Raw genomic sequence first — 22,918 nt, forward strand, 5'->3', positions numbered from 1 at the left:
TGGGCGTCCTCCTGCTGCCGGGTGAGCTGTGAGGCGAGCATGCGGTGGGCCGAAGGATCCGCCCAAGGGACCCGGTCCGCTGAGCAGACCGCACCCCGCGGAGCGGCCGGGAGACCGGGGCCCACCTGCGCGTCCCGTTCAGCGGACCCTTGTCGATGCGTGCCGGGCACCCCCCGTTCTACGGTGCGCCAATTCCCGGGCCGCACCCCGACGACCAGCCGAAACCGGCGGTCTCCCATCGACCCCCGAGGTGCTCATGGAGACACGGTCCACGACAAGACACCCCTACGCCGGCCCCGCCGCCCTCGCCGTCGCGCTGTGCACGCTCACCGCGTGCAGCGCGGCGACCACGGACTCGGCCGCCGGCTCCGGCTCCGGCAAGAACGCCGCGGGCCCCACCATCCGCATCGGCGTCGGCATCGACGCCTCGTACGCGCCCTTCTTCCTCGCCGACGCCGAAGGACTGTGGGCCAAGCACGGCGTGAACGTCCAACTGGTCCAGTTCGGGCAGGGCAGCGAAGGCGTCAACAACCTGGTCGCCGGCCAGGTCCAGATGTCCGGAAACTCCGACACCACCACCATCAGCATGCTGCCCCAGGACCCCGACCTGCGGTCCTTGATGGTCTACGAGCAGTCCGGCAAGTACCTCAAGGTCGTCCTCGGCCCGAAGGTGAAGTCCCCTTCCGAGATCCGCAAGATGGCCGTCTCCCCAGGGCTGTCCGAACTCGCCGCGACCCGGTTCCTGGAGGCGAAGGGCATCGACCCGAAGTCGGTCCAGTTCGTCAGCGCCGACCCGCCCGAGATCCCGGCGCTGATGAAGAAGGGCGACGTCGACGCGTACGTCCTGTGGGAACCCTGGCCCACCAAGGGGGTCGCGCAGGGCGGCAGGATCCTGGAGAACACCGGCGCCTACGGGGTGACCTACTCCCAGTGGCTGCTCACCAGCGCCGCCTGGCTGAAGGCCAACTCCGACACCGCCACCAAGGTCGCACAGACCCTCCAGGAGGCGGCACGGCTGACCGAGACCGACCCGAAGGCCGCGGCCCAGGCGACCGAGAAAGCGGTGAAGGTCCCGGCGGCCCAGACCCTGACCGCCATCAAGGAGATCGACTTCGGGGCCCGCGACTTCACCACCGCCGACCTCAAGGGATACGCGGACACGGCCAAGTTCTTCGTCGACGCCGGCAAGGTCAAGGCCCAGCCGGACGTGCCGACGGCCGTCCAACGCGGTTGGTTCACCCAGCACTTGAAGGGATCCTCATGACGGAGGCCGTGCAGACCCACCTCCCGCAGGCCGGCCGCCGCGGCGCGGCCCTGACCGCCGACGGCGTCGGCATCCGCTTCGGCGCCTTCCAGGCCGTACGGAACATCTCCTTCGACATCGCCGCCGGTGAGTTCCTCTGTCTGCTCGGCCCCAGCGGCTGCGGCAAGTCCACGCTGCTGTCCGCCATGGCGGGCTTCGTGACCGCGGACGAAGGCACCCTCTCCGTCGGCGGGTCCCCGATCACCGGCCCCGATCCGGAGCTGGGCATGGTCTTCCAGAGCAGCGAGGCGCTGTTCGACTGGATGACGGTCCGTCAGAACGTGGCGTTCGGCCCACGGATGCGCGGTGCCTCGCGCGCGGAACAGGCGAAGCTCGCCGACGAGTACCTGGGCCTGGTGGGGCTGCGCCACTGCGCGGACCGCTTTCCGGGGCAGCTCAGCGGCGGCATGCGCCAGCGCGTGCAGATCGCCCGCGTACTGGCCAACGAACCGGGCGTCATGCTGATGGACGAGCCGTTCGGGGCGCTCGACGCGCAGACCCGGCAGGTGATGCAGGAGGAGACGGACCGCGTCTGGCGCGCCTCGGGCTGCACCGTCGTCTTCGTCACCCACGACATCGACGAGGCGATCCTGCTGGCCGACCGGATCGCCGTCATGACCGCGGGTCCGGCGGCCTCGGTGAAGTCCGTCTACCCGGTCGACCTGCCCAGGCCCCGGGACGAGGACGATCCGGCCGCCGTCGAACTGCGGCGCCGGCTGCGGGAGGACATCGGCGAAGAGGTCCGCAAGGCGCTGCGCGACCAAGGGCTCGACACCGAGGAGGACGATCGATGACCGTCGCGACGGCTGCCGCCGCCGGCAGTGCGGAAAGCGGCAAACGCCCGGCCTGGGCGAGCGTACGACGACTGCGCACGCTCGGCATGTACACCCTGTCCGTTCTCGTCGGCCTCGGCGTCTGGCAACTGCTGGCGATGAGGTACGGCTCCTCGCTGGTCGCCTCGCCGAGCGAAACCCTCAGCGCCGCACGCCAGTTGGCGTCGGACGGCACGCTGACCAACTCGATCGTCGCCTCCAGTCGGCGGATCCTGATCGGCTGGGGGCTCGGCGTGCTCGTCGGCGCACCGGTGGGACTGCTCGTCGGGCAGGTTCCGGTGGTACGCCAACTCCTTGAGCCCTACATCGAGTTCTTCCGGTTCATCCCGCCGGTCGCCTTCGTGACCCTGGCGGTGGTGTGGCTGGGCATCGGCGAGTCGTCCAAGGTCGTCCTGATCTTCTACACGGCCGTCTTCATCGTCACGGTGAACACCAGCGCCGGGGTGCTGGCGGTGAGCGAGTCGAAGCTGCGGGCGGCGCAGAACCTGGGCGCGAGCCGTCGGCAGATCCTGCAGGGGATCGTGCTGCCCTCGACCGTGCCGCACATCGTCACCGGTGCGCGCCTCGCCATGGGCAACAGCTTCCTGACCATCGTCTCCGCCGAGATCGTCGCCTCCCAGGTCGGGCTCGGGTCGCTGATCTGGACCTCCCGCAACTACGGGCGGATCGACTGGGTCTTCGTCGGAATCATCACCCTCGGAATCCTCGGGTTCGTCTTCGACCGCGTCCTGCGGATCGTCGCGTCCCGCGTCCTGCGTCGATACGGAGTGAAGCTGTGACGACCGGCATGTCCCGCGCCCTGGTCCTGGAGAGCTTCGGCTCGCTGCCCCGCCTGGTGGAGCGACCGGTGCCGGGGCCGCGCCCCGGCCACACCCTCGTACGGATGCGGGCGGCTCAGGTCGCCCACCTCGATCTGAACGTCGTGGACGGCAGGTTCGGGATCCTCCCGGACCTGCCGGCGGTCCCGGGCACCACGGGATGCGGGGTCGTCCTCGCCTCGGACACCCACCCCGAGGGCAGCCTCGTCCGGCTCGGCGGGAAGGGCCTCGGCCTGCGCCGCGACGGCTGCTGGGCGGAGCACGCGCTGGTGCCGGACGCCGCCGTGACCGCGGTCGCGGGGGGCACGGACCCCGCCCTGGCGTGCAGTTGGTTCTCCCCGGCGGGCACGGCGTGGGCCGCGGTGCACACGGTCGCCGCCGTACGACCGGGGGAGCGGGTGCTCGTGACCGGTGCGGCGGGCGCGGTCGGGGCGCTGACCGTGCAGGTCGCCGCACGGGCCGGGGCCGAGGTGGTCGGCGTGGTCGGCCGGCCGGCCAAGCTCGGTCACGTCCCGGCTCCCGCCAAGCCCGTCCTCGCCGCCGAACTGTCCGCGGAGTCGGTGGGCGGGCAGGTCGACGTACTCATCGACACGGTGGGCGGCCCGGTGCTGCGGGACGCCCTCCCGCTGGTCCGCCCGCGGGGCCGGGCCGCGCTCGTCGGCTACACCGCCGGACGCGAGTTCACCGTGGACCTCGCGGACTTCCTGCTGGCCGACGTGTCCGTGCTGCCGGTGAACCTGATGTCGCGGGGGAAGGAGGTCGCCGCCGACGCGGAGGGGCTGCTGGCCGACCTGCGGTCGGGGGCGCTGACCCTGGAGATCGAGCGCCACGGCCTCGACGGGCTGGCTGAGGCCGTCGATCGGCTGCGGACCGGCGAGGCGGTCGGCAAGGTGGTGCTGGACCTGGGTTGAAGGGCCCCGGCGCCGCACCCGCGGCCACCGACGCGCAGCCGGCCCCGACGCTCAGGGTGCCGCTCGGCCGGCCGGGTCGGGGTAGGTGATGACGAGCATCGTGACCCCGTCCTCGGAGGTCCAGGGCCCGTGCGGCATGCCGGGCGGGCGGCACGCGTACATGCCGGCGGTGAAGGTCGTGTCCAGCGTGAGGTCGCGCAGGGCTCCCGACAGGAGGTGGACCTCCTCCCAGAAGCCGTGCCGTGCCACGCCGTGGGCGGACGTGTCGGTGCCCGGCGCCCACCGCACGAGCGCGGTGCGGGCACCGGTGGCGGGGTCCTCGGCCAGGGTCTGTTCCCGTACGCCGGGGGCGGCACCCGCAGGTGTCGTCCAGGGCGCGTCGGGTCGGTGGAACTCCAGCTCGGGCTTGCTCATCGGCACACCTCCGGTCGCACATTTCCTGGCTACGGATCGTATGCGCCGGCCCCGGAGGAAAAGCCGACCGCGGTGAAACCCCTGGACCCGTCTCAGGCCAGGACCACCACCGCTCGCCCCCGGCAACACACCAGGCCCTCGGCACCGCAGCGCTCGACCAGATCGAGAGTGACCGCACCGCTGACCGCGTCCGCGGACGCTACGGTGCCGGTGACCACCAGCCTGTCACCCACGGGGGCCGGCGCCCGGTTCTGCCATCCCACCTCCCGCACCTGCCCGCCCGCGCCCGCGAACTCCGCGGCGGCACGGTAGAAGAGACAGCCGTGCAGCTGGGCCATCACGACCGGCCCGGCCAGCCCCTCCGACCGGGCGAACCCGGTGTCGTAGTGGATGCGATGGGCGTTGCGGGTGACCGCGCCGAACCGCAGCAGGGTGACCGCATCGGGCGCCAACTCCACCGGCGGTACCGCCTGCCCCACGACGATCCGCCGCGCCTGCCCCGTCATCGGACGATGAACCTCTCCGTGACCTCCACCAGCGTCCCCCGGTCCGCCGCGCCGTACGCCTTCTCCACCGTGAGCAGCAGGAAACCCTCGCCGCTGCCCTTGCGCTCCACGGCCGCGAGCGTGCGCCGCATCTCGATCCGGTCTCCCGGCCGCACCGCCTCGATCCAGCGCACGGCCTGCCCGCCCGCCATCAGCCGGACGTCGAGCCCGTCGGTGCCGGGCACCTCGTCGCGGTACATGCCGTCCGGCCGGAACTCCGCCGGATCGGCTCCTGGCGCCCCGCGCAGCAGACTCACCACGTACATCGGATGGACGGCGAAGTCGGCGCGATCGGGATCGACGAGACACGGCGCGCTCTCCCCGGCCGCCCGCGCGAACTCCGCCGCGTCCTCGGCCCGTACGACACCCAACGACCGCCGCTCCTCCTGCCCGATCGACTCCCGGGCGCGCTCCTCGACCAGTTCCAGCACGGTGTGGTGGATCATGCGTTGCCTCCTGCGGTCGTCCCGTGCCCGGACGCTAAGGACGGCCGGCCGCCGGCCGCCACGGAACCGGCCCGCTCAGCGGACCGTTCCGCTTGGGCGGGGACCGTCGCCGTCCCACCATCGGTCCATGGACCTCATGGACATCCAGGCGCCCCCGGAGGGCACCTACGCGGAAGCGGACGGCGTCAAGTACCACTACGTCGAACTGGGGGAGGGCAGCCCCACGGTCTTCCTGCACGGCGGCGGCCCCGGCTGCACCGGATGGTCGGACTTCGGGCAGGTGGCACCCCTGTTCGCCGCGGACCGCCGGTGCCTGCTCGTGGACATCCTGCAGTACGGGAAGTCCGCCAAGCCCGTCATCGAGGGACCCATGTGGGACTACCACGCGGCCAAGACCGTGGCGCTGCTCGACGAACTCGGCATCGAACGGGCCGACTTCGTCTGCAACTCGTGGGGCGGCACCATCGCGCTCAACCTGGCCGCCAAGTACCCCGAGCGCGTACGGTCGTTGGTGATCACCGGCAGCATGCCCGTCTTCTACGGCCCGCTCGCCCCCCTGCCGGAGGGCGGCCGCCGTGGCCGCAACGCCCGCGACGTGTACTACGGCGGCACCGGCCCCTCGTGGCAGAAGATGCGCGAACTCATCGCCCGCCTCGAGTGGTTCGACCCCGATGTCATCCCCGACGGCACCGTGACCCTGCGGTACGAACAGAGCCTCGACCCCGAGGAGACCGCGCTCGCAGGCGCCTCCGACAACCCGCGCGGCGACTGGCAGGACCTCACCGCCGACCTCGGCCGGATCGCCGCGCCGACGCTCTTCCTGTGGGGCATGCACGACGCGTTCCTGACCCCCGACTACCCGCTGATGCTGGCCCGCATGATCCCCCAGGGCAACCTGCACGTGATGAGCGAGGCCTCCCACCACCCGCAGGAGGAACGGCCCCACGACTACTACAGCGTCGTCTCCGGCTTCCTGAACCAGCGGCACAACTGACTCTCCGGGGAGGAGACATGAGCGAGACCGCCGTGCGCGTCGTCGAACTGTCCAGCCCCTTCATCCGGTTCGCCGGCAGGCTGCTGGTCGGGCTCGGGTACGAGGTCGTGCTCGTCGAGCCGCCGGAAGGCGACGAGACCCGACGCGAACTCGACGGCGACGCGTTCGTCCACTGGCACGCGGGCAAGCGATCGGTGGTCCCCGCCACGCCCGAGGACCTGGGTCGCCTGCTGGCGGGCGCCGACGTGCTGCTCGACGGGAGTCCGAGCGGGGCCGAGGCACTCACCGACGGTCTCGATCACCTCGTACACGTTCGCGTCACCCCGTTCGGCCTCGTCGGCCCCCGCACCGACTGGCAGGGCACCGACCTCGTGGTGGCCGCGCTGGGCGGCATGCTCGCACAGGTCGGCGACCCCGACGGCCCGCCGCTGCGGCTCCCGGAGCACCAGGCCGAGCAGCTCGCCGGCGTCAACGCGGCGATCGCGGCCGTGCTCGGCCTGCGCGCCCGGCGGAGCGGTCCGGGACAACTCGTCGACGTCTCGGCCCAGGCGTGCGTGGCGGCCGGCCTGGAGGCCGGAACCCTCGCCTACCTGCACGAGGACCGGGTGCCGCCGCGCCCGGGCCGCGTCCATCCGCTGGTGCCGCACGGGCTGTTCCGGGCCGCCGACGGCTATCTGGGCGGTGGCCTCGGCGGCAGCCCGCGGATGTGGGACGCGCTGCTCGACTGGCTGCGCGAGGAGGGCGCTGCTGCCGATCTCACTGAACCGCGCTGGCAGGACCCGGTCGAACGCAAGAAGCACCAGGAGTACGTGTTCAAGGTCGTCCAGGACTTCGTGGGGACGTGGCCGAAGGCCGAGTTCGCGGAGCGGGCCCAGACCAGGAAGCTGCCCTGGGCCGCCGTGGACCTGCCCCACGAACTTCCCGGCAACCCGCAGCTCGTGGCCCGAGGCTTCTTCACCCGGGTACGCACAGGGGAGGGGCAGCGGACCGACCTGGGCTTTCCCTTCGCGTTCCCGGAGGGCCGCCGGGTCCGGGAGCTGGACGTACCCGGTCCGGGCGCGGACCAGGACCTGCTCGGCGAGCACCGCCCGAGACCTGCCGCCGCCGCGCACCCGCAGGACCCCCCGCACCCCGCCCTGCACGGCATCCGGGTCCTCGACCTGACCTGGGTCCTCGCCGGGCCGTACTGCACCAAGGTCCTGGCCGACCACGGTGCCGACGTGATCAAGGTGGAGTCCGCGGGCCGCCCCGATCCCACCCGCTTCGCCCCCTTCATGCACCTGTCCCGCGGCCCGCACACGAACCCCGACACCAACGGCTACTTCAACGAGGTCAACCGCAACAAGCGCAGCATCGCGCTCGACACCCGGACCGGCGAAGGCGTCGCGGTGCTGCGGGACCTCGTCGCGCACTGCGACGTCCTCGTGGAGAACTTCAGTTCCACGGTCATGCGCAAACTCGGCCTGGACTATGAGGAGTTGCGCCGGATCAACCCGGACCTCGTGTACGTCAGCATGTCGGGCATGGGGCACACCGGGCCGCGCAACGGCTGGGTGTCGTACGCCGACACGGTCTCGGCGAGCTCGGGACTGACCGGACTGACCGGCTGGGGACCGGACGACGTGGTCGGCGTGATCTACGGTCACGGCGACATCGTCGCGGGCCTGCAGGCAGCCCTCGCCATCGTGGCGGCGCTGGAACACCGGGCCGCCACCGGGCGCGGACAGCACGTGGACCTCTCCCAACTGGAGGCGATCGCCGCCCACATGGGCACCAGCCTCCTCGGCGGACCGAAGGTGGAGCCGAGCGGCAACACCCACCCGAGGTGGAGCCCGCAGGGCGTCTACCGGTGCCTCGGCGCCGACCGATGGCTGGCCGTCAGCGTGCGCGACGACGCCGAATGGGCGGCGCTGTGCGAGGTGATCGGCCGCCCCGGACTCGCCACCGACGAGCGGACGCGGACGGCCGGGGCGCGCAGGCGCGCGGCATCCCTGGTCGATGCCGCGCTGGAGGAGTGGACCCGCACGATGCCCGCCGATCTCGCCGCAGAGTTGCTCCAGGCGCACGGCGTACCGGCCGGAGCCGTCCAGGACGGCCGCGAACTCGTCGAGCACGACCCGCAGTTGCGGGCCCGCGGCTTCTACGTCCGCAAGGAGCACCCGGTCGCGGGAGCCTTCCTGCACGAGGGCGTTCCGATCCGTCTCACCCGCACGCCCGGCGGGATCCGTGCGGCCGCGCCCGTCCTCGGCTCCGACACCGACGCCGTACTGAGCGAGGTGGCCGGGTTTCCGGCAGAGCGCATCCGGGAGCTCCGGGAGGCCGGAGTGCTGCGGTGAACGACACCATCCCCGGTCAACTCGACGCGGCCGCCAGGGAATTCGGCGAGCGGATCTTCCTGCGGGTGGGGGCGGCGACCCGGACGTACGCGCAGACCCGTACGGCCGCGGCCACGATGGCGGGAGCGCTCGCGGAGCGCGGCTGCCGGCCGGGCGACCGCGTCGCCGTCATGGCCGGCAACCGGATCGAGGTCGTCGACCTGATCCTCGGCTGCGCCTGGCTGGGAGCGGTGCTGGTCCCGCTCAACACCGGCCTGCGGGGCGGCGGGCTGCGGCACGTCCTGCGCGAGGCCGAACCGCGGTTCCTGCTCGCGGAACCGGAGGCGGCCAAACGCGCCGTCGAGGCCGGCTTCCAGGGGGAGTTGTGGATCGTGGGCGGGGACGACGTCCCCGTGCCGGGCACGGCCCGCGCCGTACCGGCGGCCCGCGTGCGTCCGGACGACACCGCCTTCGTCCTGTTCACCTCGGGCACCACGGGAACGGCGCGCGGCGTGCGCTGTCCGCACGCCCAGACCGTCTGGTGGGGCCGCAACGTCGCGGACTCGCTCCGCCTCACCGCCGACGACGTGCTGTACACCTGCCTGCCGCTCTTCCACACCAACGCCCTCAACACCCTGGCGCACGCCATGGCCGTCGGAGCGAGCTGTGTCATCGGCGAGCGGTTCTCCGCCACCCGCCACTGGGAGCGGGTGGCCGAAGCCGGTGCCACCGCCGTCTACCTGCTGGGCGCGATGGTGCCCATGCTCCTCGCCCAGCCCCCGGGCCCCGGCGACCGTGCGCACCGGGCCTGGCGCGGCCTCTCCCCGGCCACCCCCGGCTCCGCGTGGGGGCCCTTCCACGAGCGGTTCGGGGTCACTCTCGTCGACGGATTCGGCTCCACCGAGACGAATCTCGTCATCGGATCGACTCCCGAGCACCAGCGGCCCGGCTACCTCGGCACCGTGCGCGACGGCTTCTGCGCGCGCGTCGTCGACGACCGCCTCGCCCCGGCCCCGGACGGCCTGCCCGGCGAACTGCTGGTCCGCAGCACCCACGCATGCGCCTTCAGCACCGGCTACCTGGGGGAGCCCGAGCCGGACCTCGCCGCCTGGCGGCGTACCGGCGACCGGGTGGTCCGCGAACCCGACGGATGGTTCCGCTTCGTCGACCGGATCAAGGACGTCATCCGCCGACGCGGCGAGAACGTCTCCTCGCAGGAGGTGGAGTCGGCCGTCCGCGCGCACCCGGCGGTCGCCGACGCGGCGGCCTTCCCGGTGCCCTCGGAACTGGCTGAGGACGAGGTCATGGTCGCGGTCGTCCCCCGGCCCGGCCACCTTCTGGACGCCCGGGACCTCGTACGGCACTGCGCGGGCGAGCTGCCCGCCTTCGCGGTGCCCCGGTACGTCGACACCGTCCCGGAGCTCCCGCTCACCGAGACCGGCAAGGTCCGCAAGGCGGTCCTGCGGGAGCGCGGGGTCACCGCCACCACCTGGGATCGCGAGAGCCGCCAAACGGATGTTCTCGGACATGTCTTGCTGTCTGCTGTCGAAAGGGATGGTGAATCTGAGGGCAGTGGCGGATCAGGGGACGACCGGCGTTGGGTTCGCTCCGCGAGAGGCTCGTCGGTGATGCCGGGCCTACGACGTGGCCTCGGCGCCGAGCGACCAGAAGGTCAGCACGGCGACGCGTGACGCGGCGGGCCTGGCGGGCGGTCTGGCCGCAGCGGCCTACGGAGCCGAGACCGGGGCGTCCATCGGCTTCGCCTTCGGACCCGTCGGCAGCGCGGTCGGCCGTGCCGTCGGCGGCATCGCGGGCGGCATCCTGAGAGCATCGCCGACGGCATCAGAGATCTTTTCTGAGAGGAGGGGGTGAGCCGATGACGACCACGTCACCGTCCGAGGACCCTGTGGCGGTTCAGTTGCTCGCGATCATCAACGACCCCACGGCGCCCGAGGGGGACCAGCTCGACGCGGCCCTGGACCTGGAGGATCACTCCGGCGCCTGGTTCGAGCAGGAGATCTTCGAGATCCTGCGGCGCGAGGATTTCAGCAGCGTGATGGCCCAGATGTGCGCGGAGTCGCTCGCGGGTATCTGGGCCAGGGAGGGCCGGATCGACGAGGCGTTCTTCCCGGAGCTGCGGGGGCAGGCGCTTCGGGAGGTGCTGAGCGTCCTCGAAGACCGCGCACCGCACCTGATCCCCGGGGGGATGCAGGAGGGCTGACACGCCTGCCCGCGGCGGCCCCACCGGTTTTCCCGGTGGAGCCGCCGCTCGTCCGGTCCGCGAATGGGCGAGGCCGGCGTCCATATGTCCTGCCCCGACGCTGCGAAGGGCCCCCACAGGCCGCGGACGTGTCCCAGGCGGCGGGCCATGATCTCGCGCACCGCCTGCCCGTTGCGTTCCAGCAGCGCGTCGAGCAGTTCGAGGTGCTCCTCGGCGCAGGCCGGCAGACGGCCCGTCGCCACCAGCGCCGTGAGCCCGTAGACCCGGGAGCGGCCGCGCAGGTCGGCGACTCCTCCCAGAAACATATCTGCGCACACGCTGCGTCACTTCTTCGCGAGTAGTGCCATCGCGGGCGGTGTCTCTCTTCTCGAAGTGTCGCGCTTCTCGAAGTGTCGCGGTGGCTCGGCCACGCAACCATCCAGATCACGGCAGACATCCACGGCCACCTGACGCCAGATGTCGGTGGCAGACTGAGGTCCGTGATGGACCAGGTACTGACAGGCGTTAGCGTGGTCGGTGCTGAGAGCGCGAACCGTGCTGGTCCGGTGCTGTGGCCAAAGGCGAAGTAGGGAGAAACATGCAGGTCGGAGCAGTGTCTTGAGAATTCTGCACACTTCCGACTGGCATCTCGGCCGCACCTTCCACCGGGTGAACATGCTCGACGCCCAGACCGATTTCATCGGCCACCTCGTCGCCACCGTGCGTGAGCACGCCGTCGACGCTGTGGTCGTGTCGGGAGACGTGTACGACCGCGCGGTCCCGCCGCTGGCCGCGGTCGAGCTGTTCGACGACGCCCTGCACCGACTCGCCGACCTGGGCGTACCCACGGTGATGATCTCCGGCAACCACGACTCGCCCCGCCGCCTCGGCGTCGGCGCCGGACTCATCGACCGCGCCGGCATCCATCTGCGCACCGAACCGTCGGCCTGCGGCACGCCCGTCGTCCTCGCCGACGCCTTCGGCGACGTCGCCTTCTACGGCCTGCCGTATCTCGAACCCGCCCTGGTGAAGGACGAGTTCGCCGTCGAGAAGGCCGGGCACGAGCCGGTGCTGGCCGCCGCCATGCACCGCGTCCGCGCCGACCTCGCCGCCCGCGCGCCCGGTACGCGTTCCGTCGTCCTCGCGCACGCCTTCGTCACCGGCGGCGAGGCCAGCGACAGCGAGCGCGACATCACCGTCGGCGGGGTGGCCGCCGTCCCGGCCGGGGTCTTCGACGGCGTCGACTATGTCGCGCTCGGCCATCTGCACGGCTGCCAGACCCTCACCGAGCGCGTCCGCTACTCCGGGTCCCCGCTGGCCTACTCCTTCTCCGAGGCCGATCACCGCAAGAGCATGTGGCTCGTCGACCTGGCCGCCGACGGCACTGTCACCGCCGAGCGCCTCGAGTGCCCGGTCCCGCGCCCGCTGGCCCGCATCCGCGGCACGCTCGACGACCTGCTCGCCGACCCCGCCCTGACCCGGCACGAGGACGCCTGGATCGAGGCCACCCTCACCGACCCGGTCCGCCCCGCCGACCCCATGGCCCGCCTCAGCGAACGCTTCCCGGGCACCCTCAGCCTGGTCTTCGCCCCCGACCGCGCCCCGGACGACCCCGACGTGACCTACGCCCGCCGCCTGGCCGGCCGCACCGACCGCCAGATCGCCGAGGACTTCGTCGCCCATGTCCGCGGCGCCGGCCCCGACCAGCGGGAACTGACCGTGCTGGGCGAGGCGTTCGACGCCGTGCGCGCGGACGCCACGGTGCGGGAGGTGGCGCGGTGAGGACCTGCGCGCGACGGAACACGGAGGCCGTCCGGTGAGGCTCCACCGGCTCGACATCACCGCCTTCGGCCCCTTCGGCTCCACCCAGAGCGTCGACTTCGACGCGCTCTCCGCCGCCGGGCTCTTCCTCCTGCACGGCCCGACCGGCGCCGGAAAGACCTCCGTCCTGGACGCCGTCTGCTACGCGCTGTACGGCACCGTCCCGGGCGCCCGCCAGAGCGGCCAGGGCCTCACCCTGCGCAGCGACCACGCCGACCGGGCCACCCGCACCGAGATCCGCCTCGAACTCACCGTCGGCGGACGCCGGTTGGAGATCACCCGGCAGCCGCCCTGGGAACGCCCCAAGAAACGTGGCTCGGGCACCACCCTCGACAAGGCCCAGACCTGGCTGCGCGAGTACGACGCGCCAGGCGGCGTCTGGAAGGACCTCAGCCGCTCCCACCAGGAGATCGGCGAGGAGATCAGCCAGCTGCTCGGCATGAGCCGCGAGCAGTTCTGCCAGGTCGTCCTGCTGCCCCAGGGCGACTTCGCCCGCTTCCTGCGCGCCGACGCCGGCGCCCGCGGCCAGTTGCTCGGCCGCCTCTTCGACACCCAGCGCTTCGCCGATGTCGAGAAACGCCTCGCCGAGCGCCGCAGGACGACCGAGGCCCGGGTGCGGGACGGCGACTTGGCGCTGCTGGCCGACGCGCACCGCATGCAGCAGGAAGCCGGCGACGCGATGGAGCTGCCGGAGCTGACCCCGGGCGAGCCCGGTCTCGCCGAGGCCGTGCTCACCGCCGCGGCCGTCGCCCGCAGCACCGCCCGCGAGCGCCTCACCCTCGCCCACTGCCGTCTCACCGCGGCCGAGTCCGCCCAGTTCGCCGCCGGCCGCGCGCTGGCCGAGGCGCGCGAACTGGCGCGGTTGCAGGGCCGGTTCGCCGAGGCCGGGGAGCGGGCCGTACGCCTGGAGGAGCGGGCCGGGGACCGCCGTGCGGCGCAGGCGCGGATGGAGCGGGGGCGGCGGGCGGCGGCGGTGGCGCCGGCGCTGGAGCTGCGGGAGGCCGCCGAGGCCGGGCACCGCGAGGCGGCCGCCGCCGAGGCACACGCGCGTGCGCTGCTGCCGGAGATCTTCGTGGGAGCCGGAGCGGCAGGGCTCGCCGCCGCTGCCCGCCGGGCCGCCGAGGAGCTGGGCGGGCTGGAGTCCGCGCGCCGGGCCGAGCGGCGGCTCGCCGAGGTCGTCGACGAGCGCGGGCACCTGGACCGGCAGGAACGGGACGACGAGGACGCCCGGCGCGAGGCAGCGGGCTGGCTCGCCGACTGGGACGCCATGCGCGCGGGACTGCAGTCCCGTATCGACTCCGCCCAGGAGGCCGCGACCCGCGCCGAACAACTCGCCGTACAGCGCGAACCCGCCCGCCGGCGGCTGGCGGCGGCGCGGCTGCGGGACGAGCTGGGCCGGGACACGGACGAGGCCCAGCGCGCCGCCCTGACCTCCGCGCGCCAGGCCGTCGACGCACGGGCCCACTGGCTCGACCTCAAGGAACAGCGGCTGAACGGCATCGCCGCCGAGCTGGCCGCCGATCTCACCGACGGCGCACCCTGCGCGGTCTGCGGGTCCACCGAACACCCGGCGCCCGCAAGGAAGTTCGCGGGACACGTCGACCGGGAGGCGGAGGAGCGGGCGCTCGCCGCCTATCAGCGCGCCGACGAACAGCGTGCCGAGGACGAGCGACGCCTCGGCACCGTCCGTGAGGCACTGGCCGCCGCCACCGCCGAGGCAGCCGACACACCTACCAGCCAACTCGCCGCTCAGGCAGACGAGTTGGAGCAGGAGTACACGTGGGCCCGGCGCGGCGCCTCCGACCTGCACGCGGCACACGAGGAGCTGCGGCTCGCCGAGCAGGAGCGCGAGCGCCGGCTGGCCGGCCGGCAGCAGGCCGAGGTCCGGGCCACCGCCCGGCTGACCCGGCGTGACGGTCTCGACGCGGAACAGGCATACCTGGAGGAGGAGTTGGCGAAGGCCCGGGGCGGTGCGGTCAGCGTCGCCGCCCGGGCCGCGCAGCTGGAGCGGCAGGCGGCGCTGCTCACCGTCGCCGCCGACACCGCACGCGCCGCCGACGACACCGCCCGGCATCTGAAGGACGCCGACGCCCGGCTCGCCGACGCCGCCTTCCGGGCCGGGTTCGACACCCCGCAGGACGCGGCCGCCGCCCTCCTCGACGACGCCGCCCACCGAGAACTCCAACGGCGTCTGGACGACTGGCAGTCCGAGGAGGCGGCGGTGCGCGCGGTGCTGGCGGAGGCCGACACCGCGGCGGCCGCCCAGCAGCCGCCCGCCGACCTCGACGCGGCGGAAGCCGGCGCCGCCACGGCGGGCCGGCGGCTGCGCGACGCCGCCTCCGCCCGGGACCGGGCGGCCGGCTGCTGCGCCGAGCTCGACCGGCTGTCCGCCCGCGCCACCGAGGGTGTACGCCGGCTCGGGCCGCTGCGCGAGGAGTACGAGCGGGTCGCCCGGCTCGCCGCCCTCACGGCCGGCACCTCCGCCGACAACGAGCGCCGGATGCGCCTGGAGTCGTACGTCCTGGCGGCCCGCCTGGAACAGGTCGCCGCCGCCGCGACCGTACGCCTGCACCGCATGTCCTCCGGCCGCTACACCCTCGTCCACTCCGACGACCGCACCGGCCGCGGTCGCAGCGGCCTCGGGCTGCATGTCGTCGACGCCTGGACCGGACGCGAACGGGACACCGCCACCCTGTCCGGCGGCGAGACCTTCTTCGCCTCCCTCGCGCTCGCCCTCGGCCTCGCCGACGTCGTCACCGACGAGGCCGGCGGGGTCCGGCTCGACACCCTCTTCATCGACGAGGGCTTCGGCAGCCTCGACGAACAGACCCTGGACGAGGTCCTGGACGTCCTCGACTCGCTGCGCGAACGCGACCGCAGCGTGGGCATCGTCAGCCACGTCGCCGACCTGCGCCGCCGCATCCACGCCCAACTGGAGGTGACGAAGGGCAGATCGGGCTCGGCGCTGCACCAGCGCGGGGTCTAGTGCCACGTCGGGCGACGTCTGCCCGACGGGGCACTAGGTACCGATGGCGCGGCGGGGGAGGGGCGAGGAGTAGACGACGCTCGTCGTCACCGAGCCCAGGGTGCCGATCCTGCCGGAGATCTCCTCCAGGTGGCGCATCGAGCGGGCGGTGACCTTGATGACGAAGCAGTCGTCGCCCGTGACGTGGTGCGCCTCCAGGATCTCGGGAGTGGCGGCGACCAGGTCGTGGAACGGCCGGTAGTTGCCGTTCGGATAGCGCAGCCGGACGAAGGCGAGGATCGGCAGGCCCAGCCGCTCCGGGTCGACCACGGCCGCGTACCCCTGGATCACGCCCGCCTCCTCGAGGCGGCGCACCCGCTCGGTCACCGCGCTCGGGGACATCGCGACGGCACGCGCCAGCTCCGCGAAGCTGGCCCGGCCCTCGCGCTGGAGGACCTCGAGGATGCGCCAGTCGGTGGCGTCCGGGGAAAACACGGTCATGGGTGATGGATAACAGGGAATCCCCGGCCGGACAAGGTCAGGGCCGGGGATCGCACCTTCAGGGCGGTCCGTCACCGGCCGTAGATTTCCGGTCAAGGAGATCCGCCGCACCGGCGCCCGAGCGAAAGGCCCCAGATGCCCGCCACCACCGTGAACCCCGTTCTGCGTGTCGCCCCCGCCGCACCCGCCGAGGCCGCCGCCCACTTCCGGGCGAGCCTCGTCTTCCACGCCGACGTCTCCGACGTGGCCGCCGCCCTCGCCGCCGACGGCGACCCCGGCTTCGTCGTCCTGGACTCCCGCTCCACCGAGTCCTGGGACCAGGGCCACATCCCCGGCGCCGTCCACCTGCCCACCGCGCTGATCCCCGAGCGGGCGGCCGGGCTCCTCGACAGGGACGTGCCCGTGGTGACGTACTGCTGGGGTCCCGGCTGCAACGGCGCGACCCGAGCCGCCCTCGCCCTGGCCGAACTCGGCTTCCGGGCCAAGGAGATGCTCGGCGGGTTCGAGTACTGGGTGCGTGAGGGCTTCGAGTTCGAGACCTGGCAGGGCCGTGCGCGCCGGGCTCCGGACCCGCTGACCGCACCCGTCCAGGGCGACTGCGGTTGCTGATTCCCGGGGGCGAAGGTGGGCCGTCGCTGTACGTGTAGGTTCACCCCATGACTCGTTATGCGGATCCAGGCGCGGTGGAGTGGGTCGAGTCGGGCGGCGGCCCGCTCGTGGCGGTCCCGGAGACGGTCCTGCCGTTCTGGGCCGGAGCCGACAGCGAGGAACTGGCCACCGACTACGACCGGGCCTGCGAGGTCGACGGCTATGTCGGACTGCTCCCGGTCGGGGACAGCGCGGCCCTGGTCCTCGGCGACGAGCCCGCCTCGACGTCCTTCCTGCCGGACCACGGCGCGTTCGTACGCTGGTCCGCCGCCAACTCCGAGGACGAGCTCCTGGCGCAGGTCCCCGCCGCGCTCGACAGCGCCGTGTGGGAGAACGAGATCCGCTGGCAGGTTCCGGGCCCCGTCGTCCTGTTCGACTCCGCCTGGCCGGGCGGCGAGGCCGAGGGCGGGGACCATCTGCGGGTCCCGCTGGAGCCCGGCACCTACGAGGTGCGGGCCGCCTACACCAGACCCGGCCCGGAAACCTGGCTGGGGCTGGTGCAGTTGCGCCGGATCGGGCACTGACAGATCGTCACTTCATGCCGTCGATCGCGATGTTGAGGTGGCGCGGGCCGCGGAGCACCGCGTTCGGACGGTAGGGCGGCGGGTCCTCGACCAGCCGCGGGTTGTCGAGCCGGCGGGCCAGCTGGGACAGCGCGAGCTGGGCTTCGATGCGGGCCAGCGGGGCGCCGAAGCAACTGTGGATGCCGCTGCCGAAACCGAGGTGCTGGATGTCCTGGCGGTCCGGGTCGAAGCGGTCGGGGTCCTGGAACCGCTCCGGGTCCCGGTTGCCGGCGCCCAGGACGAGCCAGATGCGCGACCCCTTGGGAATGGTCACCCCGCGCACCTCGATGTCGGCGATACAGGTGCGCTGCGGCACGAGCTGCACCGGTGGCTCGTAACGCAGCAGTTCCTCCACGATCCGCACCGACAGCCCCGGGTCGTTGCGCAGCCGCTCCAGGACCTCCGGGTGCCGTAGCAGCGTGAGCATGCCGTTGGTGATCAGGTTGACGGTCGTCTCATGACCGGCGATGAGCAGCAGCACCGCGGTGCTCAGTACCTCCATGGTCGTCATGGAGCCGTCCGGACCACTGCTGTGCACCAGGTCGGACAGCATGTCGTCACGGGGGTCCTTGGCGCGCTGCTCCACCAGCCCGTTCAGGTACATGCCGAGCTGCAGCCGTGCCTCCTGCGCGGTGCGCTGGGAGTCGGCGGCCGTACGGCTGTCGGGGTCCAGGCCGGCGACGATCGGGTCGACCCAGGTACGGAAGCGGGGCTCGTCCTCGCGCGGCACGCCGAGCAGCCGGCAGATCGCGGTGACCGGGAAGGGGTACGCGACCTGGTCGACGAGGTCGAACTCCCGTGCGTCCCCGAGGTCGTCGACGAGATCGGTGATGATCTCCTCCAGCTGGCCCCGCATGTTCTCGATCCGGCGCGGCCGGTGCGGTGGCCCGAAGGAGCTGTTGGCGATCCTGCGCAGCCGGTCGTGCTCCGGCGGGTCGAGCCGGATGAAGCTCGGCGGCAGTCCCGTGGCCTCCGGACCTGACAGGCCGTCCTGCCCGCCGACGGTCACGTTGGACTCGTCGGAGCTGATCCGCGGATCGTGGAGCAGAGCCTCGATGTCGTGGTAGGAGCTGATGAGGTAGGGACCGTCGTCCTCCTCATGCAGCACCGGCGTCTTGCGGAGTTCCTCGTACACCGGGTACGGGTTGGCACGGTTCGCGAAGTCGGTGATCTGGCGCAACATCGAGGTCTGCGGCATGACAGGTCCTTGGAGCGTCGGGGCCGGGGCGCGGTCAGTGGCGGGCGGGGTGGAAGACCAGCTGCTGGTCGGTCGGCGAGTAGCCGCTGAGGGTCACCATGGGACCGTGCGTAGGCAGCGCGGGGTCCGGGAAGTCGGCGTCGACCGGCACCCGGCCCTCGGGACGGCGGTCCACCGTCGGGAACTCCACCGGGAACGGCGCGCCCTTCTCGATCTGCCGCTGGTAGAACTCCAGCCACCGGGTGTTGTCGAAGCTCACCGCGGCGATCGTCCGGCCCTTGCAGCCGTACACCCCGACGAACCGGCGTTCGGCCAGCGAGCCCTGCGTGATCATGATCTGGTCGCCCATCGGCGGCACCCCGACCGACTTGATGTTCACCCCGAACTGGGACGACCAGAACGCCGGCACCCACAGATGCGGCCTGCGCTCGGCGCTCGGGCTGATCATGTTGTGCGCGGCGATCTCGGCCTGCGCGACCGCGTTGCCCCAGTGCTCCAGGGAGAGGAACTGGTAGCCGAACAGCGCGTGCGGGGACCGGGCGACATCGCCGGCGACGAAGATGTCGTCGGTGACGATGCCCCGGAAGTCGAAGGCACGGCAGCCCGCGTCGCAGGCGATGCCCCGGGGGCCCGCGCCGAGACCGGATCCGGTGAGCCACTCGGTGTTGCGGGTCGCGCCGAGAGACACGATCACGACGTCCGCCTCGACGATGCTCTCGTCGGACAGATGGACGGCGCGCACCCGGCCGACCGGGTCGCCCTCCAGCGCGGTGACCATGACCCCGGTGCGCAGGTCCACCCCGTTCTCGCGGTGCAGGTCGGCCGCGACGGCGCCGATCACCCCGCCCAGGGCGCCCACCAGCGGCGCGCCCGCGCGTTCCGCCACGGTGACCTCGATCCCGTGCTCCCGGCAGGCCGAGGCGATCTCCGAGCCGGTGAACCCGGCGCCGATCACGAACACCCGGCGTGGGCCGGCCTTCAGGCGCCGCTGCAGCGCGGCGGCGTCGTCCCGGGTGCGCAGCGTGAACACGCCGTCCAGCCGGGCCTCGTCCTCCTTCGGCCAGGGCCGGGCGCTCACACCCGTCGCGATCAGCAGACGGTCGTACTCGACCTCGTCGCCGTCGGCCAGCCGTACCCGCCTGGCCTCGATGTCGAGACCGGTCGCCGCGACCCCCAGCCGCCACTTCGCGTCGATCTCCCGGCGGTGGGGCAGCTCGGTGTGCTGCGGGGACGCCTTGCCGAGCAGCACCCCCTTGGACAGCGGCGGCCGGTCGTAGGGCTCGTACGGCTCGTCGCCGATCATGGTGAGTTCGCCGGCGAAGCCCTCGGCACGCAGCGTCTCGGCGGCGCGCAGCCCGGCCAGCGAGGCACCCACGATCACGATCCGGCCCTCGCGCCGGAGCCAGTCGAGATAGTCAGCGGGCGGCATCGGACGTCCTTCCCACGATCTCGTCGAGGCCGTCGGCCGTGATCGCCTGCACGGGGCAGGCGGCGACGGCGCGGGCCAGCCGCTCCCGCTGCTCCGCCTCGGCGCGCGGGTTGTAGACGAGCGATTCCTCGCCGTGCATGGTGAAGACGTCCGGAGCGAGGAACGCGCACTGCGCGTATCCCTGACATCTGTTGAGATCGACGACAAGGCGCATCATGGCTTCGCCCTTCCGGTGGCCAGGTGTCGTGCGTACCGCCAGCCCGTCCGTCCGGGACGGCGGGGAACTCCCCGCACGCCAGCATGGGAGCCCGCGCCCGCCGCCGCGCCCCGGGGCATTCCGAACGGGTGAGCCCTCAGGACGCCGGGGCCGCGGCGGAGCGGCGGAAACCCGCCACCACGATGTACGAGCTGAGCAGCAGCGACCAGGCCGGGAACACCAGCTCGGCCCAGGGCACGACCGACGACACGAACAGCAGGACCACGGTGCTGAGGAAGCCCAGCACCGTGAGCCAGCGCGGCAGGATGCCCAGTCGGTGCCCGATCACCGAGGTGGAACAGACGAAGACGGCCGCCATCCGCATCGCGTACCCGGTCATCAGCGTGTACGCGAAGTGCTGACCGAAGTCCCAGGTGGGCCGGGAGGGCGAGGTACCCGCCGGATGCGCGGTGTCCAGCAGGGCCGCGGCCGCCGCGGCGGCGCCGAACATCGTCGCCGTGAAGACCAGCCCGCTGCCGAGGAACACGGTGGCGATGAACCGGTCCTCGCTGTCACCGACATGGGTGCGCACCGCGCCGATGAACCACAGGAAGAAGATGCCGGCGAACGGCACCAGCGTGAGGGCAGCGTGGACGGCGCTGCGCCGGGCGGGGTCCGCTCCTTGGGCGTTGACCGCGTCGGCGCCCTGCGGGATGCCCAGCCGGATCAGCACGATCGCGGCGGCCAGCAGCAGTGCGAAGACGATGCCGGCCACACCTGCGGCGCGGGGGGCCTCCAGCGACTGCCGAGGTGGCGTGGAGGTCTGCATGCGCGGCTCGCTTCCTGTCCGATGGCCCCCGCACCAGCAAGCCGCCTGCGCCCGGCCGCCGCCACCGGAGCACCCCCGAACGGCAGACGGCGCCACCTGGGCCGACGCCTTGGGCGCCGCTCCCCGGTGTGAGCGCGGCGAGGCCCAGGCGGTCGTGGCCGCGCGGTTCCCGGCCGGACACGGTTCTGCCCGACGACCCGGCGCGACTCATCGCAGGAGGCGCACCGGGTCACCGGGCAGGTCGTCGGCTCCGCGGGCGGCTGCCGCCGCCGGCGTACGTCAGAGCTGCGTCAGCTCGTCCACCAGGTCGTCCAGGCCCAGTGAACCCTGGGACAGGGCCGCCATGTGCCAGGCCTTGAGGTCGAAGCCGTCGCCGCGCCGCTCCCGGGCCTGCTCCCGGCCCAGCAGCCAGGCCCGCTCGCCCAGCTTGTAGCCGATGGCCTGGCCCGGCATGGACAGATAACGGGTCAGCTCGCTCTCCACGAAGTCCGCCGGGCGGCTGCTGTGCGCACCGAAGAACTCCTGCGCCAGCTCCGGCGTCCAGCGCTCCCCGGGGTGGAAGGGGGAGTCGTCCGGGATCGTCAGTTCCAGGTGCATGCCGATGTCGACGATGACCCGCGCGGCCCGCATCATCTGCGCGTCCAGGTAACCGAGCCGGCGCTCCGGATCGGGGAGGAAGCCCAGCTCGTCCATCAGCCGCTCCGCGTACAGCGCCCAGCCCTCGGCGTTGGCGCTGACCATGCCCACGCCGGCCTGGTAGCGGGAGAGGTTCTCGGCGACGTGCTTCCACTGCGCCAGCTGGAGGTGGTGGCCGGGTACGCCCTCGTGGTACCAGGTCGAGACCAGGTCGTAGACCGGGAACCGGGTCTGGCCCATGGTCGGCAGCCAGGTGCAGCCCGGGCGCGAGAAGTCGTCCGACGGCGGTGTGTAGTACGGCGCCGCCGCGCTGCCGGGGGGAGCGATCCGGGACTCGACGCGGCGGACCCGCTCGGCCAGGTCGAAGTGGGTGCCGTCCAGCTTCTCGATGGCCTCGTCCATCACCGACTGCAGCCAGCGCTGGACCTCGTCGACGCCCTCGATGTGGGTGCCGTGCTCGTCCAGGTGCGCCAGCGCCACCCACGGCGTGGCCGCGCCGGGCAGGATCCTCTCGGCCTCGGTCTTCATCTCGCCGAGCAGCCGGTGGTACTCGGACCAGCCGTACGCGTACGCCTCGTCCAGATCGAGGTCGGTGCCGTTGAAGTAGCGCACCCAGCGGGCGTACCGCTCGCGGCCCACCACGTCCGGCGCCCCCTCGATCGCCGGCGCGTACACGTCCCGCATCCAGTCGTGCAGCGCCACCACACCCTCGGTGGCGGAGCGGGCCGCTTCGTCCAGTTCGGCGCGCAGCGCCTGAGGCCCGGACGCCGCGAACTGCTCGAACCAGCCCCGCCCGTCACCCGTGTCCGCCCATTCGGCTAGCTGTCCGACGAAGGTTGCGGTGGCACGCGGTCCCGCGTGCAGCTTCCGCTCCAGACCGAGTTCCAGGGACTGCCGGTAGCCCTCCAGAGCGGCCGGCACGGCGCGCAGCCGCTCGGCTACCGCCGCCCAGTCCTCCTCGGTGGCCGTGGGCGTCACGGTGAACACCTGGCGTACCGCGTGCGCGGCCGAGCTCAGGTTGCTGACGGAGCGCAGGCTCTCGTCCGCCTCGTGCACGGCGAGGGAGGCGGTGAGCCGCTCGCGCAGCAGACGTGCGCAGCGACGCTCGATGTCACTGTCCGCGCCGGGCTGCCGCTCGGCCTCGTCGAGCCGGAGGAGCGTGTCACGCTGGAGCCGGGCGAGCGCCTCGCCGCCGGCCGGCGAGGTGTCGGGCAGACGGCTCGAACTCTCTTTGACGCCGAGGAACGTACCGGTGATCGGATCGAGGGCGATGAGCTCGTCGACGAAGGTGTCGGCGACCTGGCGGGGCAGCGGGCTGTGGGTCTGTGACATGCGGTCCATCCTCGTACGACG

21 protein-coding genes and 1 pseudogene are annotated in these 22,918 nt (G+C 72.7%); 12 read left to right on the forward strand and 10 right to left on the reverse strand.

The features are described 5' to 3' along the window. Nucleotides 1-256 precede the first annotated feature (256 nt). From AB0D59_RS07185 to AB0D59_RS07200, 4 genes are read left to right on the forward strand one after another with little or no spacing between them, the layout of a single operon-like run. Nucleotides 257-1,264 (forward strand): ABC transporter substrate-binding protein, encoded by a 1,008-nt coding sequence (locus AB0D59_RS07185; protein ID WP_362561852.1) that lies wholly within the window; start codon nucleotides 257-259, stop codon nucleotides 1,262-1,264. Beyond that, nucleotides 1,261-2,097 (forward strand): ABC transporter ATP-binding protein, encoded by an 837-nt coding sequence (locus tag AB0D59_RS07190; RefSeq protein ID WP_362561855.1) that lies wholly within the window; start codon nucleotides 1,261-1,263, stop codon nucleotides 2,095-2,097. The genes AB0D59_RS07185 and AB0D59_RS07190 overlap by 4 nt, the downstream gene beginning before the upstream one ends. Next, nucleotides 2,094-2,915: an ABC transporter permease gene (locus AB0D59_RS07195; RefSeq protein ID WP_362561858.1), complete on the forward strand. Its 822-nt coding sequence runs from the start codon at nucleotides 2,094-2,096 to the stop codon at nucleotides 2,913-2,915. Before AB0D59_RS07190 ends, AB0D59_RS07195 begins: the two co-directional genes overlap by 4 nt. Then, nucleotides 2,912-3,865, forward strand: a complete 954-nt coding sequence (locus AB0D59_RS07200; protein WP_362561860.1) for a zinc-binding alcohol dehydrogenase family protein — start codon at nucleotides 2,912-2,914, stop codon at nucleotides 3,863-3,865. Before AB0D59_RS07195 ends, AB0D59_RS07200 begins: the two co-directional genes overlap by 4 nt. Nucleotides 3,866-3,916: 51 nt before the next feature. Here AB0D59_RS07200 and AB0D59_RS07205 read toward each other — a convergent pair whose 3' ends face one another. The 3 genes from AB0D59_RS07205 to AB0D59_RS07215 form a co-directional block, all read right to left on the reverse strand. Then, complete coding sequence (locus AB0D59_RS07205; RefSeq protein ID WP_362561863.1) at nucleotides 3,917-4,279, reverse strand: cupin domain-containing protein; 363 nt, start codon at nucleotides 4,277-4,279, stop codon at nucleotides 3,917-3,919. Nucleotides 4,280-4,371: 92 nt separating this feature from the next. Continuing rightward, nucleotides 4,372-4,785 carry an acyl dehydratase gene (locus AB0D59_RS07210; protein WP_362561866.1) on the reverse strand — a complete coding sequence of 138 codons (414 nt, stop codon included), beginning with the start codon at nucleotides 4,783-4,785 and terminating at the stop codon, nucleotides 4,372-4,374. Further along, on the reverse strand, nucleotides 4,782-5,270 hold the full coding sequence (locus AB0D59_RS07215; RefSeq protein ID WP_362561869.1) for a MaoC family dehydratase N-terminal domain-containing protein: 489 nt from the start codon (nucleotides 5,268-5,270) through the stop codon (nucleotides 4,782-4,784). The genes AB0D59_RS07210 and AB0D59_RS07215 overlap by 4 nt, the downstream gene beginning before the upstream one ends. A gap of 127 nt (nucleotides 5,271-5,397) precedes the next feature. Here AB0D59_RS07215 and AB0D59_RS07220 point away from each other — a divergent pair, with 127 nt between their 5' ends. From AB0D59_RS07220 to AB0D59_RS07235, 4 genes are all read left to right on the forward strand, one after another. Next, on the forward strand, nucleotides 5,398-6,264 hold the full coding sequence (locus tag AB0D59_RS07220; RefSeq protein WP_362561872.1) for an alpha/beta hydrolase: 867 nt from the start codon (nucleotides 5,398-5,400) through the stop codon (nucleotides 6,262-6,264). A gap of 17 nt (nucleotides 6,265-6,281) precedes the next feature. After that, complete coding sequence (locus AB0D59_RS07225; RefSeq protein WP_362561875.1) at nucleotides 6,282-8,600, forward strand: CoA transferase; 2,319 nt, start codon at nucleotides 6,282-6,284, stop codon at nucleotides 8,598-8,600. Further along, nucleotides 8,597-10,270 carry an AMP-binding protein gene (locus AB0D59_RS07230; RefSeq protein ID WP_362561877.1) on the forward strand — a complete coding sequence of 558 codons (1,674 nt, stop codon included), beginning with the start codon at nucleotides 8,597-8,599 and terminating at the stop codon, nucleotides 10,268-10,270. The genes AB0D59_RS07225 and AB0D59_RS07230 overlap by 4 nt, the downstream gene beginning before the upstream one ends. A gap of 185 nt (nucleotides 10,271-10,455) precedes the next feature. Continuing rightward, nucleotides 10,456-10,800, forward strand: coding sequence for a hypothetical protein (locus AB0D59_RS07235; RefSeq protein WP_362562703.1), 345 nt, complete (start codon nucleotides 10,456-10,458; stop codon nucleotides 10,798-10,800). A 113-nt stretch (nucleotides 10,801-10,913) separates the two neighbouring features. On the opposite strand, the pseudogene AB0D59_RS07240 reads toward AB0D59_RS07235, so the two are convergent. Further along, nucleotides 10,914-11,090: pseudogene (locus AB0D59_RS07240) on the reverse strand (FCD domain-containing protein); the annotation flags it as partial. Nucleotides 11,091-11,397: 307 nt separating this feature from the next. Between AB0D59_RS07240 and AB0D59_RS07245 the strand changes: the two are divergent. Together AB0D59_RS07245 and AB0D59_RS07250 are read left to right on the forward strand one after the other, a co-directional pair. Continuing rightward, on the forward strand, nucleotides 11,398-12,561 hold the full coding sequence (locus AB0D59_RS07245; protein WP_362561880.1) for an exonuclease SbcCD subunit D: 1,164 nt from the start codon (nucleotides 11,398-11,400) through the stop codon (nucleotides 12,559-12,561). Nucleotides 12,562-12,595: 34 nt separating this feature from the next. Next, the gene (locus tag AB0D59_RS07250) at nucleotides 12,596-15,586 is read left to right on the forward strand and encodes an SMC family ATPase (protein WP_362561883.1); all 2,991 of its coding nucleotides are present in this window, start codon (nucleotides 12,596-12,598) and stop codon (nucleotides 15,584-15,586) included. A 33-nt stretch (nucleotides 15,587-15,619) separates the two neighbouring features. On the opposite strand, the gene AB0D59_RS07255 is transcribed toward AB0D59_RS07250, so the two are convergent. After that, nucleotides 15,620-16,066 (reverse strand): Lrp/AsnC family transcriptional regulator, encoded by a 447-nt coding sequence (locus tag AB0D59_RS07255; protein ID WP_362561886.1) that lies wholly within the window; start codon nucleotides 16,064-16,066, stop codon nucleotides 15,620-15,622. Nucleotides 16,067-16,201: 135 nt separating this feature from the next. On the opposite strand from AB0D59_RS07255, the gene AB0D59_RS07260 reads away from it, so the two are divergent. After that, nucleotides 16,202-16,675, forward strand: a complete 474-nt coding sequence (locus AB0D59_RS07260) for a rhodanese-like domain-containing protein (protein ID WP_362561889.1) — start codon at nucleotides 16,202-16,204, stop codon at nucleotides 16,673-16,675. Nucleotides 16,676-16,722: 47 nt separating this feature from the next. Continuing rightward, nucleotides 16,723-17,238 carry an immunity 21 family protein gene (locus tag AB0D59_RS07265; RefSeq protein WP_362561892.1) on the forward strand — a complete coding sequence of 172 codons (516 nt, stop codon included), beginning with the start codon at nucleotides 16,723-16,725 and terminating at the stop codon, nucleotides 17,236-17,238. Nucleotides 17,239-17,245: 7 nt separating this feature from the next. On the opposite strand, the gene AB0D59_RS07270 is transcribed toward AB0D59_RS07265, so the two are convergent. From AB0D59_RS07270 to AB0D59_RS07290, 5 genes are all read right to left on the reverse strand, one after another. Then, the gene (locus AB0D59_RS07270) at nucleotides 17,246-18,475 is read right to left on the reverse strand and encodes a cytochrome P450 (protein WP_362561895.1); all 1,230 of its coding nucleotides are present in this window, start codon (nucleotides 18,473-18,475) and stop codon (nucleotides 17,246-17,248) included. A gap of 34 nt (nucleotides 18,476-18,509) precedes the next feature. Beyond that, nucleotides 18,510-19,904, reverse strand: coding sequence for an FAD/NAD(P)-binding oxidoreductase (locus AB0D59_RS07275; RefSeq protein WP_362561898.1), 1,395 nt, complete (start codon nucleotides 19,902-19,904; stop codon nucleotides 18,510-18,512). Then, nucleotides 19,891-20,118, reverse strand: a complete 228-nt coding sequence (locus AB0D59_RS07280; RefSeq protein ID WP_362562660.1) for a ferredoxin — start codon at nucleotides 20,116-20,118, stop codon at nucleotides 19,891-19,893. The genes AB0D59_RS07275 and AB0D59_RS07280 overlap by 14 nt, the downstream gene beginning before the upstream one ends. Nucleotides 20,119-20,257: 139 nt before the next feature. After that, a complete protein-coding gene (locus AB0D59_RS07285; protein WP_362561901.1) occupies nucleotides 20,258-20,929 on the reverse strand; it encodes a hypothetical protein in 672 nt (223 codons plus the stop codon). Between the two features lie 279 nt (nucleotides 20,930-21,208). Continuing rightward, nucleotides 21,209-22,897, reverse strand: a complete 1,689-nt coding sequence (locus AB0D59_RS07290; RefSeq protein WP_362561904.1) for a DUF885 domain-containing protein — start codon at nucleotides 22,895-22,897, stop codon at nucleotides 21,209-21,211. Nucleotides 22,898-22,918: the final 21 nt, after the last annotated feature.

The organism is Streptomyces sp. NPDC048417 (genome assembly GCF_040651615.1).
GTDB lineage: Bacteria > Actinomycetota > Actinomycetes > Streptomycetales > Streptomycetaceae > Streptomyces.

What these genes read in the sequence shown, in the direction of transcription:
- AB0D59_RS07275 (WP_362561898.1), bottom strand. Translation starts at nt 19,904, where the DNA reads ATGCCGCCCGCTGACTATCTCGACTGGCTCCGGCGCGAGGGCCGGATC.
- AB0D59_RS07260 (WP_362561889.1), top strand. Translation starts at nt 16,202, where the DNA reads ATGCCCGCCACCACCGTGAACCCCGTTCTGCGTGTCGCCCCCGCCGCA.
- AB0D59_RS07235 (WP_362562703.1), top strand. Translation starts at nt 10,456, where the DNA reads ATGACGACCACGTCACCGTCCGAGGACCCTGTGGCGGTTCAGTTGCTC.
- AB0D59_RS07220 (WP_362561872.1), top strand. Translation starts at nt 5,398, where the DNA reads ATGGACCTCATGGACATCCAGGCGCCCCCGGAGGGCACCTACGCGGAA.
- AB0D59_RS07225 (WP_362561875.1), top strand. Translation starts at nt 6,282, where the DNA reads ATGAGCGAGACCGCCGTGCGCGTCGTCGAACTGTCCAGCCCCTTCATC.
- AB0D59_RS07255 (WP_362561886.1), bottom strand. Translation starts at nt 16,066, where the DNA reads ATGACCGTGTTTTCCCCGGACGCCACCGACTGGCGCATCCTCGAGGTC.
- AB0D59_RS07270 (WP_362561895.1), bottom strand. Translation starts at nt 18,475, where the DNA reads ATGCCGCAGACCTCGATGTTGCGCCAGATCACCGACTTCGCGAACCGT.
- AB0D59_RS07215 (WP_362561869.1), bottom strand. Translation starts at nt 5,270, where the DNA reads ATGATCCACCACACCGTGCTGGAACTGGTCGAGGAGCGCGCCCGGGAG.
- AB0D59_RS07210 (WP_362561866.1), bottom strand. Translation starts at nt 4,785, where the DNA reads ATGACGGGGCAGGCGCGGCGGATCGTCGTGGGGCAGGCGGTACCGCCG.
- AB0D59_RS07190 (WP_362561855.1), top strand. Translation starts at nt 1,261, where the DNA reads ATGACGGAGGCCGTGCAGACCCACCTCCCGCAGGCCGGCCGCCGCGGC.
- AB0D59_RS07290 (WP_362561904.1), bottom strand. Translation starts at nt 22,897, where the DNA reads ATGTCACAGACCCACAGCCCGCTGCCCCGCCAGGTCGCCGACACCTTC.
- AB0D59_RS07285 (WP_362561901.1), bottom strand. Translation starts at nt 20,929, where the DNA reads ATGCAGACCTCCACGCCACCTCGGCAGTCGCTGGAGGCCCCCCGCGCC.
- AB0D59_RS07205 (WP_362561863.1), bottom strand. Translation starts at nt 4,279, where the DNA reads ATGAGCAAGCCCGAGCTGGAGTTCCACCGACCCGACGCGCCCTGGACG.
- AB0D59_RS07195 (WP_362561858.1), top strand. Translation starts at nt 2,094, where the DNA reads ATGACCGTCGCGACGGCTGCCGCCGCCGGCAGTGCGGAAAGCGGCAAA.
- AB0D59_RS07185 (WP_362561852.1), top strand. Translation starts at nt 257, where the DNA reads ATGGAGACACGGTCCACGACAAGACACCCCTACGCCGGCCCCGCCGCC.
- AB0D59_RS07280 (WP_362562660.1), bottom strand. Translation starts at nt 20,118, where the DNA reads ATGCGCCTTGTCGTCGATCTCAACAGATGTCAGGGATACGCGCAGTGC.
- AB0D59_RS07265 (WP_362561892.1), top strand. Translation starts at nt 16,723, where the DNA reads ATGACTCGTTATGCGGATCCAGGCGCGGTGGAGTGGGTCGAGTCGGGC.